This is a genomic window from Pedobacter sp. (genome assembly GCF_965249885.1).
In the GTDB taxonomy this organism is placed as follows: Bacteria; Bacteroidota; Bacteroidia; order Sphingobacteriales; family Sphingobacteriaceae; genus Pedobacter.
In genome coordinates this window covers 1,200,601-1,212,895 of the sequence record NZ_OZ252254.1, presented here as the reverse complement: position 1 = coordinate 1,212,895, position 12,295 = coordinate 1,200,601, and the positions used below count along the sequence as shown (strand labels likewise).

The 12,295-nt window shown below is 37.9% G+C and carries 14 protein-coding genes; 6 read left to right on the top strand and 8 right to left on the bottom strand.

All coding sequences use genetic code 11. The annotated features are described in order from the left end of the window. Window positions 1–25: 25 nt before the first annotated feature. Window positions 26–997, top strand: a complete 972-nt coding sequence (locus ACY2A0_RS05165; RefSeq protein ID WP_461788487.1) for a polyprenyl synthetase family protein — start codon at window positions 26–28, stop codon at window positions 995–997. Next, window positions 997–2,049, top strand: coding sequence for a TerC family protein (locus tag ACY2A0_RS05160; protein ID WP_461788486.1), 1,053 nt, complete (start codon window positions 997–999; stop codon window positions 2,047–2,049). The genes ACY2A0_RS05165 and ACY2A0_RS05160 overlap by 1 nt, the downstream gene beginning before the upstream one ends. A gap of 1 nt (window position 2,050) precedes the next feature. Here the strand turns inward: ACY2A0_RS05160 and ruvC are convergent, their stop codons facing one another. After that, window positions 2,051–2,617, bottom strand: coding sequence for a crossover junction endodeoxyribonuclease RuvC (ruvC, locus tag ACY2A0_RS05155; protein WP_461788485.1), 567 nt, complete (start codon window positions 2,615–2,617; stop codon window positions 2,051–2,053). 112 nt (window positions 2,618–2,729) lie between these two features. Between ruvC and ACY2A0_RS05150 the strand changes: the two genes are divergently transcribed. Genes ACY2A0_RS05150 through ACY2A0_RS05140 form a run of 3 tightly spaced genes read left to right on the top strand, consistent with a single transcriptional unit; the run spans window position 2,730 to window position 5,905 of the window. Continuing rightward, complete coding sequence (locus ACY2A0_RS05150) at window positions 2,730–3,707, top strand: hypothetical protein (protein WP_461791035.1); 978 nt, start codon at window positions 2,730–2,732, stop codon at window positions 3,705–3,707. Further along, complete coding sequence (locus ACY2A0_RS05145) at window positions 3,685–4,815, top strand: glycosyltransferase family 2 protein (protein ID WP_461788484.1); 1,131 nt, start codon at window positions 3,685–3,687, stop codon at window positions 4,813–4,815. The genes ACY2A0_RS05150 and ACY2A0_RS05145 overlap by 23 nt, the downstream gene beginning before the upstream one ends. A 1-nt stretch (window position 4,816) precedes the next feature. Beyond that, complete coding sequence (locus ACY2A0_RS05140) at window positions 4,817–5,905, top strand: ABC transporter permease (RefSeq protein WP_461791282.1); 1,089 nt, start codon at window positions 4,817–4,819, stop codon at window positions 5,903–5,905. A 2-nt stretch (window positions 5,906–5,907) separates the two neighbouring features. Here ACY2A0_RS05140 and lspA read toward each other — a convergent pair whose 3' ends face one another. The 5 genes from lspA to rsmI form a co-directional block, all read right to left on the bottom strand. Next, a complete protein-coding gene (gene lspA, locus ACY2A0_RS05135) occupies window positions 5,908–6,462 on the bottom strand; it encodes a signal peptidase II (protein WP_461788482.1) in 555 nt (184 codons plus the stop codon). Between the two features lie 48 nt (window positions 6,463–6,510). Further along, window positions 6,511–8,127 (bottom strand): apolipoprotein N-acyltransferase, encoded by a 1,617-nt coding sequence (gene lnt, locus ACY2A0_RS05130; RefSeq protein WP_461788481.1) that lies wholly within the window; start codon window positions 8,125–8,127, stop codon window positions 6,511–6,513. 125 nt (window positions 8,128–8,252) lie between these two features. Then, on the bottom strand, window positions 8,253–8,888 hold the full coding sequence (locus ACY2A0_RS05125) for a PH domain-containing protein (RefSeq protein WP_461788480.1): 636 nt from the start codon (window positions 8,886–8,888) through the stop codon (window positions 8,253–8,255). Window positions 8,889–9,024: 136 nt separating this feature from the next. Continuing rightward, entirely contained in the window at window positions 9,025–9,327 is a 303-nt protein-coding gene (locus tag ACY2A0_RS05120; protein WP_461788479.1) for a GIY-YIG nuclease family protein, read from the bottom strand. 105 nt (window positions 9,328–9,432) lie between these two features. After that, entirely contained in the window at window positions 9,433–10,158 is a 726-nt protein-coding gene (gene rsmI, locus ACY2A0_RS05115; protein WP_461788478.1) for a 16S rRNA (cytidine(1402)-2'-O)-methyltransferase, read from the bottom strand. 91 nt (window positions 10,159–10,249) lie between these two features. Between rsmI and serS the strand changes: the two genes are divergently transcribed. Further along, window positions 10,250–11,521, top strand: coding sequence for a serine--tRNA ligase (gene serS, locus ACY2A0_RS05110; protein ID WP_461791281.1), 1,272 nt, complete (start codon window positions 10,250–10,252; stop codon window positions 11,519–11,521). A gap of 48 nt (window positions 11,522–11,569) precedes the next feature. On the opposite strand, the gene ACY2A0_RS05105 is transcribed toward serS, so the two are convergent. Beyond that, window positions 11,570–11,881 carry a hypothetical protein gene (locus ACY2A0_RS05105; protein ID WP_461791280.1) on the bottom strand — a complete coding sequence of 104 codons (312 nt, stop codon included), beginning with the start codon at window positions 11,879–11,881 and terminating at the stop codon, window positions 11,570–11,572. Between the two features lie 81 nt (window positions 11,882–11,962). Continuing rightward, window positions 11,963–12,271 carry an OmpH/Skp family outer membrane protein gene (locus ACY2A0_RS05100; RefSeq protein WP_461788475.1) on the bottom strand — a complete coding sequence of 103 codons (309 nt, stop codon included), beginning with the start codon at window positions 12,269–12,271 and terminating at the stop codon, window positions 11,963–11,965. Between the last annotated feature and the right edge of the window lie 24 nt (window positions 12,272–12,295).

Below are 12,295 nucleotides of genomic sequence, written 5' to 3'. Positions count from 1 at the left end.
TAAGTTTGCAAACACATTTTTGTCAATGTCTCAAATAGATCGAATAAAGCAACCTATTGCAGCAGAAATTGATGCCTTTGAAATAAAATTCAAGGACTCGATGCAAAGCAGTGCGCCTTTGTTGAACCGAATTACTCATTACATTGTAAAGCGTAAGGGAAAGCAAATGCGACCTATGTTCGTTTTTTTTGCTGCAAAACTTTGTGGAGGTATTGTTGAATCAACGCATCGTGGTGCTGCTTTGGTTGAGCTTTTGCACACTGCCACTTTGGTGCACGATGATGTGGTTGATAATGCCTACGAGCGACGAGGTTTTTTTTCCATCAATGCACTTTGGAAAAACAAAATAGCAGTTTTAGTAGGTGATTATTTACTGTCTAAAGGATTGCTACTTTCGGTAAACAACAACGAATTTCAATTGTTGAAGATAGTGTCAGAAGCAGTGCAGCAAATGAGCGAAGGTGAGCTTTTGCAAGTAGAGAAAGTGCGCAGGATGGACATAAGCGAAGAGCTGTATTTCAATGTAATCCGTCAGAAAACCGCCTCTCTTATTGCATCTTGCTGTGCATGTGGGGCTGCCTCAACTGGTGCTTCCGAATCGGACGTAGAAAAAATGCGGTTATTTGGTGAGTTGGTCGGGATTGCATTTCAAATTAAGGATGATACATTTGACTTTGGAACTGATGATGTGGGAAAACCTTTAGGAATTGACATTAAGGAAAAAAAGGTAACCCTACCATTGATTTATGCGCTTAATAGAGTAGAGAAAAGTGAACGTAAAAGAGTTATCAATTTGGTAAAAAACCATAACGATGATCCAAAAAAGATACAAGAGATCATTGATTTTGTAAATGCCAACGAGGGGGTTCATTATGCGAATCAAAAAATGCTCGAATACCAAAATAAAGCCTTCGCTGTCTTAGACTCGTTTCCAGACGGTGATGCCAAAACAGGGTTACAGCAATTGGTAAAATATACAACAGAACGTAAAAAATAATGTCGCACGAATTATTATTCATTGGCGGATTTCTACTTTTCATCGTATTTATCCTAGCCTTAGATTTAGGGCTTTTTAGCAAAAGAGAACATGTAGTAAGCCTAAAACAGGCAGGCATCATGAGTTTTATCATGGTAGTATTTGCTTTGAGTTTTTATTTGCTATTGGTTTTAAAAGGCGATTACTTGCATGGCATTGATAGCATGGCTCGTTTGCAAGAGGTGATAAAGGCGCATAAACATCCTATCAGTATTATCCCGGGTAATTTCGAAGCCAGTTTACAGGTATACCGTCAAAATTTAGGCATCGAATTTTTGACTGGATATGTAGTTGAATATGCCCTTTCGGTTGACAATATCTTTGTTATAGTACTTATTTTCTCTGCATTTTCTGTTCCTGAGAAATATTATCATCGAGTGTTGTTTTGGGGCATATTAGGCGCAATTATTATGCGCTTTATATTCATTTTCGTGGGAGCAGCGTTAATCACACGTTTCGATTGGATATTGTACTTATTTGGTGCCTTTCTAGTTTTTACTGGAGTTAAAATGTTCTTTTCAAAAGAGGAAGATGATAAAATCGATCCTGAAAATCACCCTGTTGTAAAGTTTGCTTCAAGATTTTTTAAGATCCATCCGAAATATGAAGGCAAAAATTTCTTCCATAAAATTCACGGTAAACGATACATTACGCCGTTATTTTTGGTTTTGCTAATCGTTGAGTTTACCGATCTCATTTTTGCAGTAGATTCCATCCCAGCAATTTTTGCGGTAACTAAAGATGCTTACATCGTCTTCTTTTCCAATATCTTCGCCATTATGGGATTGCGTTCCATGTTCTTTTTGTTAGTGAATATCATCCATAAATTCCACTATCTAAAAACTGGATTAGCTGTATTGCTAACTTTCATCGGCGTGAAAATGTTAGCACATGGCTACCTTAAAGCCTGGGGATTCACTACGGAACATTCACTGATTGTAATTGTAGCTATTTTAGCTTTGAGCATCATCGCATCGTTAGTTTTTCCGAAGAAAGCTTTACATAAAAATTAAGCTACTTCACCCTTTTTTTATTGTCGCTTACAAAGGCTTCCCAACCTGTATATGTTTTGCTTCTGCCACCACTGGTTGGAATTTTTTGGAACGAATGGCAAACTGCTACGGCTAAACCATCAGTAGCATCCAAAAATTCGGGAGTTTCATTAAAGTTTAATAAACGTTGCAACATAGCTGCCACCTGTTCCTTACTTGCCGTTCCCTTGCCCGTAATCGATTGCTTTATTTTGCGGGGAGCATACTCAGTTACTGGGATATTGCGTGATAGTGCTGCGGCCATTGCAATGCCTTGGGCCCTACCTAACTTCAGCATCACCTGAATGTTTTTGCCATAAAAGGGAGCTTCAATAGCGAGGGCATCAGGTTTATAGCTATCAATTAGGCCAATCGTTTTTTCGAAAATTCGCTGTAGCTTAAGGAAGTGATCATCTAAATAATCCATGCGAACCACACCCATACTTAACAGTTCCATTTTGTTTCCCTTCTCTAAAATCACTCCATAGCCCATAATGGCAGTTCCAGGGTCAACGCCTAATATTATACGTTCCTTTTTTTCAGTCAGCATAACACAAAAGTAGAACTTATTTGCGCAATTGTTGTTAATGTAAATTTACACCGCGTTTTTTATGCCTAACTCAACTAGATTAACCATATTTGCACACACCAAAAGCAGCGTTGTGAGTCCAAATTATAAGAAGATACTTACCAATATTATTAAAATTGCCGTAGTTGCTTTTGCCTTTTGGTTCATTTATAAAAAATTAACACAGCGTGGCAATCTTCAGGATTTCATCAATCTGATTCATAACATTCCGGCCAAAGAAATTTTCCTCGTACTAGGAAGCGCCTTTTTACTAATGTTACTTAATTGGGGACTAGAAGCCGGCAAATGGCAAAAGTTAATTGAACGGGTTGAGAAAATTAGCCTGTGGAGAGCTGTTGAATCAGTTTTTTGTGGATTGACATGGGCTGTTTTTACACCGAATAGATTGGGAGAATTTGGAGGGCGTGTTTTTTTTCTTTCGCCTAAGCGGAGAGTTGTAGGTGTAGTAGCCATGGCCGTAGGTAATATCGGTCAGTTAGTGCTAACCAACGTATTTGGGGCCATAGCGGTATGTGTTTTTGTGTACCGTTTCATTCCTATTTCTATTTCGTTATTTGCGTTGCTATGTGTCGCTTCCGCGGCATTTGTCGTTTTCTTTGTCATATTTTATTTCAACATTAAGTGGCTAAATAATCTTTTACTCTCTTTCAAATTTACTCGCAAGTACCATAAATTTTATTCAGTTTTAGCAAGATACAGCAAAGAGGAATTGTCTTCAATTCTGTTGTTTTGTTTAGCCAGATACGCAGTATTTACATCGCAGTATGTTTTGATGTTTTTATGGCTTATTCCCAGTTTACAGGTGATGGACATCTTGTTGTTTGTGCCTATTTTGTTTTTTGTGCAATCAATTTTGCCGTCATTAGATTTGTTGGACTGGGGAGTTAGAAGTTTTACCGCCCTGTTTTTTTTCAATTACATCACCACTGAAAAAACTGCCGTTGTGGCCTGCATTACCAGCATTTGGCTACTCAATATCATAATTCCTGCTATCTTAGGCTCATATTTTGTATTTAAACTTAACTTCTTTGGAAATAATCAGCGCAATTAGCTACTTCTCTGTTTTCCTTACGTTCATCTACATTTTTGTGGTAATTACATTTATCGCTGGATGGGCCAAAATAAAGTATTATAGCGTCACGCCAAGCAAACTTAAAACCCGTGTTTCCATCATTATTGCTGCTCGTAATGAAGAAGATAAAATTGCTAAAACAATAGACGATGTATTAGCTCAAAATTATCCTAAAGAACTTTTCGAGTTGATTATCATTGATGATCATTCTATAGACCGCACTGCAGAGATAGTTAATAGTTATCCTGGCGTTAAGCTTATCCAGTTAAATGAACCTCAGGCGCTTAATTCGTATAAAAAAATGGCGATACAAAGGGCCATAGGCGAGGCTGTGGGGAGTTTAATTGTTACTACAGATGCAGATTGTAGGATGGGTCGTAACTGGTTGGAAACTGTAGTGGGGTACTATGAAGAGCATGGTTATAAGATGATTTCTTCGCCAGTGGCTTACGATGAAGAGAAGGATATTTTCGAAAGACTTCAGTCGTTGGAGTTTGCCTACCTCATTGGTTTAGGGGCTTCCACAATTGGTAATAAAAATCCGAGTACTTGCAACGGCGCTAATTTGGCCTATGAAAAGAAGGCTTTTTTTGATGTAGGAGGATTCACAGGTATAGATGATCTGGCTTCTGGAGATGATGAGCTGCTTCTTCATAAAATGGCTGCAGTTTATGGTGATAAGATAGGGTTTTTAAAAAGCAAAGATGCTGTTGTTTACACACACGCCAAGCCTACCTTAAAGGAATTTATACAACAGCGTAAGCGATGGGCATCAAAAAGTACGAGGTATAAAGATAAGTCAGTAATTATACTTGGTGTAAGCATTTGGCTATTTAACGTAAGTATCGTATCAAATGCTATTCTTTGTGTTTTTTTTGATGGATTTTTGCCATTCTTATTGTTTCAAATTATTTCTAAATTATTGGTAGAATTTGTTTTTCTTTACAAGATGATGGGCTTTTTCAAGCGTAAGTCGCTATTGTTATTGCTGCCATTATTAAATGTTCTGCATGTCATCTACTTTATTTATATTGGCATTGCAGGAAATTCAGGAAAATACAATTGGAAAGGCCGAATGGTAAAATAAAATGGCAAATCATACACAGTCTGCAAAAGTTTGGAAAAAATTTAAACGCAATACATTCGCATTAATAGGTTTAATTTTCATCGTTTTTTTAGTGGTTGTTGGCATATTAGGCTATTTAATTACGCCCGACCAAACACCCTATGCCAATACCATGAACCTGCAGTTAAGCAATAAAAAACCTGGTCGCACCTTTCAGTTCTTAATAATTAGCAGAAACGATAAGATTAGGCAAGTTAACTTTTTTGAAAAGATGCTTTACGGACAAGGGGCTAATTTCAAAAGCATTCCTATCACCTCTTATCGTATAGTGGGTAAGAAAGTTTTTGCTAAAGAATATATTGGCGACGACGAACAGTCGGAAGAGCAGGTTTATCCATTAATTGCTGGCGAAAATGTATACAAACAAACCTTTTGGCTAGGTACCGATATGTATGGTAGAGATATGTTGAGCAGACTTATCTTGGGAGTACGGGTATCGCTGTCGGTAGGTTTAATGGCTGTTATAATTTCGATGCTTATTGGCGTAGGGTTGGGAGCTGTTGCAGGTTATTTTGGAGGAAAAATTGATGCCGTTGTAAGTTGGTTTATGAATGTAATATGGTCTTTGCCTTCGTTGCTACTCGTAATAGCTATTTCATTTGCTTTGGGTAAAGGTTTTTGGCAGATATTTATTGCCGTTGGTTTATCCACATGGGTAGATGTTGCCCGTTTGGTACGTGGCCAAGTGATGGCATTAAAGCAGGTAGAATTTGTAGAAGCGGCTAAAGCATTGGGATTTTCTAACAGTAGAACGATTATCCGACACATTTTACCTAACATCGCCGGACCAATTCTGGTGGTTGCATCGGCTAATTTTGCCTCGGCTATTTTATTAGAAACTGGTCTAAGCTTCCTAGGATTTGGTGCCCAGCCGCCAATGCCTAGTTGGGGTACAATGATTAAAGAACACTACGGTTACATCATTATGGATGCTGCTTATTTAGCGGTATTGCCAGGCTTGGCCATTATGTTAACGGTGTATGCTTTCAACCTAATCGCTATTGGCTTACGCGATGCTTTCGATGTGAAAAACCAAAATGCCAGCGTTTAGTTCTAGTGCTCTCTTTGATCAGTCGCTAACTCTTCTTCTTCTTCTTCTTCCATTTCTCTTCTAGCTTTGGATGCCATCAAATTATTAACTAGCAGCAGGCCGATGCCGGTCATAATAGAAACATCAGCTAAGTTGAATATACCAGTCCTAAAAAGTATAAAATCCATGTGCATAAAATCAGTTACCGATCCATGTACAATTCTGTCGTAGATATTGCCAATACCTCCACCAATTAGAAAACAAATACCTACTTGCATCAGCCTCGGCAAGTTTCGGTGGCTATATATAAACCAAAAACCGTAGCCTAAAACCAATACAGGTAAAATGGTAAGTGTCAAGGTTCTGATGAAGTTAGGCAGGTTGCTTCCGGCACTTAAAAAAGCGCCAGTATTCTCCACTTTTGTTAAAATGAAATGATCTTTAATGACGGTAATTTGTTCGTATGGAACTAGATTTTTTCGAACTATAATTTTTGATACCTGGTCGCAGCCTAGGTTTAGCGCAACAATTACCAACAGGAAAAAGAAATTTAACGAACCTCTATTTTTAATCATCATTTTATTTTTTGTCTTTGAACCAACAAAAGTATCATTTTACTGCTCCAATTATTTTAAAATCCATTTTTTCAAGAGAAGAAATGCAGCCGCCAATAAAGCTAAACCTACACATATCTTTGCGATATAATCGCCGTTTTTAACGTAAAAGGTTATTTCATCATTGAGGTTGATATCTGCCTTTAGCGCAGTTCTAGTCCACCACTTAGATTGCTGAACTATATCACCACGCTGATTGATAAAACCAGAAATGCCAGTATTAGCAGATCGAACCACATATCTTCTCGTCTCGATAGAACGTAGCTTTGCGTATAAAAAGTGCTGGTCTTTTCCCGAGGTGTTTCCCCACCAGCCGTCATTTGTAATCACGGCGATGAATTGCGCACCTTGTTTTATCGAGCCAGCTACCCAATCGCCCCAGATGGACTCGTAGCAAATTACCGGTGCTACACCTATTCCGCTGTAAGCATAAAAAACCCCTGGTTCTTCTTGCCAGCCCCAACCAGAAACACTGCCGCCTAGTTTTGCAAAAACAGGCCCTAAAAATGAAAACACTTTAGGAAATGGCATCTTTTCAACTCCTGGAACCAATTTAGATTTATGATAAAATGCAACGTTAGCAGAGTTTTCAATTTGTACTGCCGCGTTGTAATTGTCGTAGTATCCACCATCAGGATTTACTTTAGCTGATAAAGTACGTTTGTCGTTATAATACCGTACGCTTTCGATCCCTGTAATTAAAGTTCCGTTTTTATATTTTGATAAGAACTGCTGAGCTGCAATAAAATCGCTGTTCCCTCTAATTCGTTCTTCATCTGCATAATTTGGAATAGCAGTTTCAGGCCAAATAAAATATTCTGTATTAGTTTGCCCAACAGAATCTGAGAGATGGGTAAGGATTTGTAACTGTTCGTAGGCAGAGGTAGATCCGTATTTTTCGTAAGGATCAATATTTGGCTGTACCGCTACCACATTTACGGGTACATTTTTCTCCGTATAATTTTGATAGCGATAAATGGAATAGCTAATTGGTAACGCTAACAAAAGCACCCAAATTCCAGTTAACAGATATTTTTTTTGTGTTTTGAGCTGCAGGTAAGCTTCAAAAGCAATGATGTTGCTCAGCAAAATCCATAAAGAGCCACCGTAAACTCCGGTAAACTCGTACCATTGAACGGCTTGATGAAGGCCTGCAAAACCATTTCCTAATGTCATCCATGGGAAAGCTAAATCCCAAGTTTGGTGCAAGTACTCCAAGCTAATGTAAAAAGCAATGAGTGCAACATAGGCAATAATTTTATTGTTGGTGTAGGTGCTAAATCGGTAATAAAGCCAAAAGGCTGATGTCATTAAAAAGGCACCCAATCCGTAGGGAATCAAAGAAACCAGCAAGGAAATGATTGCTCCAATAAAGCCACTGTTTACTGCATTTATGGAGTTAAAAACCCAGTAAATTGAGGCGGTATTCCATACTAAAAAAGTAAGACCTGCGGTAAGAAATACCTTCTTCCCAGTTTTTGTGTCGGAAGTGGTTATCACCTGCTTAAGTGCTATGAGTAACGGCACCAAACCAATAAATAGTAGTGGTGCCAACCAAGTATGTGGTGGCCAAGCCAACCACATTAGTAGTGCACTCGAAAGTGCTAAAAAAGTCGTTTTTTTTGTCATTATTAGTGTCTTTTCGACATCGTTATGCTGAATTTATTTCAGCATCCGTTAGCAAAACCGACCCTGACCTATAGCGAAGCGGAAAGCTACGCAGTAAAATAAATTCAGGGTGACGGATAAGCTGATTACATGCTATCTAAAATTGCGGCTTTTTTGTGTTCATACTCTTCTCTGGTAATCAACTGCTTGTCATATAAACCTTTAAGCTTAATTAGTTTCTGCTCAACTTCATCTTCCTTACTTATTTCAGGTTGAATTACTTCCGGAATTAAAACAGCTTCCTCAATTGGCAAGTCAATTACAGGTGCAGGAACAGTGAATGACGACGCAGAAGCACGATTTTCTTCTAACTTCTGTTGACGTAACATTTCTTTGTACTCTTCGAGCTGCTGGTTTGCCGCCTGATGTAATTTTCTTACTTGTACTTTCGGAATAAAATCGGTAACAATATTTTCTCCCGATTGTGGTACACAAATGAACTTTGATCCCAATAGACCTTCTTTAAAAGAAACCTCTTTAATGTTCTTCCAAGAGATGTCCTTAAAGTTCATGGTTAAGCCCAAATTGCTTGGTGAGCAGTAAAAAATTCTTTTATTGCTGATGGCAATGCAATCGGGCAATAAGTTTACCGCTGGTTTTTTTTGTACTGCTAAGTATAAAATCTCTTCGCCGCTGGTAAGTAGGTCATTTAATTTACCAGCTACTTTTTCTACGGCTTTCGGGTCTTGCTCGTCTGCCAAAAATCTATCGATGTTAATCATGGTTTAATATTATTCAGTATTGTCCTTATATATTTTGCTTAATTAGGAGTTTCGTCATGCTGAATTTATTTCAGCATCAGTTTTACAAGAGTTTAAATATAGCCGATGCTGAAATAAATTCAGCATGACGGGGTGTCTAGTTTTGTTCATCTAATTTGTAAAATAAATCTTCCCAATCGGGATTAAAATTATGGATTAGATTTATTTTCCATTGTCTTTTCCAGTTTTTGAGCTGTTTTTCCTTAATTATGGCTTCTTCAATACTAATGAAATGCTCATAATAAACCAATTTATAACAATTGTATTTTGATGTAAATGAGCTTGGATAATATTTCTCTTTATGCTCAACAATCCTTGCAAGTAAATCAGATGTTACGCCAATATAAAGTACCTCATTGTCATAGTTTGTTAAAATGTAAACGCTTCCACCACGTACCATTTTTATTTTTTTTTCTTCATGCTAAATTTATTTCAGCATCAGTTTATAATAACTATTGTCTTACTAGCGGATGCTGAAATAAATTCAGCATGACCACAGCTATCCCTAACTATCAACTTTTCCATACTTATCTTTATTCTTCATTCTTCTGTCCTTTTTCTCATTTCCACCAACACAAATTACGAATTCTCCTTTTAAAATATTGTTTTCAAAGTGTGATTTTACTTCCATAACTGTGCCACGAACATTTTCTTCGTACATTTTACTCAATTCTCTACTTACGCAAACTTGTCTATCTTCCCCAAAAAACTCCGCAAATTCGGCCAAGGTTTTCAGCAACCGGTGCGGACTTTCATAAAAAATCATGGTCCTTTCTTCCTCGGCAAGTATTTTTAATCGTGTTTGGCGACCTTTTTTTACAGGTAAAAATCCTTCAAAAATAAATTGATCATTAGGTAAGCCCGAGTTCACCAATGCTGGAACAAAAGCAGTAGCGCCAGGCAAGCAGCAAACTTCAAACTGCTCCTTTATCGCTTCGCGAACTAAGAAAAAGCCAGGATCGGAAATGGCAGGAGTGCCTGCATCAGAAATTAAAGCAATATTTTTTCCGTCCTTCAAAAACTTGATGATCTCTGCTGTAGCTTTATGTTCATTATGCTGGTGATGAGCAAAAACTCGCTTGTCAATGCCAAAGTGCTTCAACAAAGGAGCGCTCGTACGAGTATCTTCTGCCAAAATCAAATCCACCTCTTTCAAAATCCTGATGGCCCTAAAAGTCATATCTTCCAAGTTGCCGATAGGTGTAGGTACGATATAAAGCTTTCCCTGCATAGTATTGAGTATTGAGTATTGAGATAAGCCGATTTAAAACTGCCAACTGAAAACTGAAAACTCTTATTATCTTTGTCAAAAATTATAAATAATGCTGCAAGTTAACTATATCCGTGAAAATAGAGAGAAAGTTTTAGAGCGTTTGAGCGTTCGTAACTTTAAACAGGTAGAATTGGTAGATCAAATCATCGCTGTTGATGAAGAACGCCGATCTACACAGTCCTCTTTGGATAGTTTACAAGCTGAAGCAAATACTGCTGCCAAACAAATTGGTGAGCTAATGCGTAATGGCAAGAAAGATGAAGCCGAGGCTGTAAAAGCAAATACTGCATCTCATAAGGAGAAAATTAAGCAGTTGAACGAGCAGCTTACTGCTTTGGAAGAGCAACAGCAATCACTTATTGTGCAATTGCCTAACTTACCATATCATTTGGTAAAAGCTGGTAGCACAGCTGATGATAACGAAGTAGTTTATACCCACGGTGATCCATCGGCTTTGCCTGAAAATGCTTTGCCACACTGGGAGTTAGCTGCCAAATATGAAATCATCGATTTTGAATTAGGAACAAAAATTACTGGAGCCGGCTTTCCTGTTTACAAAGGTAAAGGGGCGAGATTGCAACGTGCTTTGATCAATTTCTTTTTAGATCATGCTACTGCTGCTGGATATAAAGAAATGCAAGTTCCTCATTTAGTTAATGCTGCTTCTGGTTTTGGTACAGGGCAATTGCCTGATAAAGAAGGACAGATGTACCACGTTGGTGTAGACGATCTTTATTTGATCCCAACTGCTGAGGTTCCTGTAACCAATTTGTACCGTGATGTAATTTTGAAGGAAGAAGATTTGCCAGTTAAAAATACCGGATATACACCTTGTTTCCGTAGGGAAGCAGGTTCTTATGGTGCGCATGTACGTGGTTTAAACCGTTTACATCAATTCGACAAGGTTGAAGTAGTTCAAATTACACATCCTGACAAGTCTTACGAAACTTTGGAAGACATGAGCCAGTACGTACAATCGTTGTTAAAAGAGCTTGGTTTGCATTACCGTGTACTACGCTTGTGCGGCGGTGATATGGGCTTCACTAGTGCTATGACTTATGATATGGAAGTGTGGAGTGCCGCTCAGCAGCGTTGGTTGGAAGTTTCGTCGGTGTCGAACTTTGAAACTTACCAGAGTAACCGCTTGAAATTAAGATTCAAGGGCAAAGAAGGCAAAACGCAATTGGCACATACGCTTAATGGCAGTGCTTTGGCGCTACCTCGTATTGTTGCCTCAATTTTAGAAAATTACCAAACTGAAAACGGAATTAAAATTCCGGAGGCTTTAGTGAAATATACCGGATTTGATATGATCGACTAAGGTCGATAAAAACAAAAAAACCCAGAATGTTCTGGGTTTTTTTGTTTCCTAAAGGATCAAAATCAATAATAAGATAATGATGATGATTGCGCCAACAGATAAATAAACGCCGCCACTCATTGAGTTCGCTTTTTTCTTCATCTCTTTAAGCTCTTTGCGAAGTTCCTTTTTCTCTTCTCTGCTTAGTTTTGATTTGTCCATGGCTTTAATTTCTTCAACCCTGGAAATAATTCTGTTTAACTCTGCACGTTGCTCGGTGGTAAGTTCTTTAGCTTTCGACTTATCATCATTTGCATAGGCGAAATTGAAATTAAACATTAGTGTACACACTAATAATAGCGGATAAATAATCTTTTTCATCAGTATAATTTTAAGTTTTACGTAGCTATAACAACCATTGTTAAAAAATTGTTCTGCGTACCACTATCTGATGAGAAAAAATTAAAGGATCAAGATCAACAACAATAGAATAATAATGATAGCACCAAGTGATAGCGTAACGTTTTGACTTAAGAAATCAGATCTCCTTTTAAGCTCTTTCACCTCTTTTTTAAGCGCTTTTCTTTCCGATTTACTCAAAGTTGATTTGTCCATCGACTTGATTTCTTCCACGCGTTTAGTAATATAGTCTAACTCGGCTTTTTGCTCGGCAGTTAACTCGGTCTTTGGTTTTTCTGCAGCCGTTGCGTAGCTAGTTGCACTTGTAGTGAGCGTAAAAAATAAAGCTAAACTGTAAAGTAATTTTTTCATGGTTTTAAATCATTAAGGTGAGTT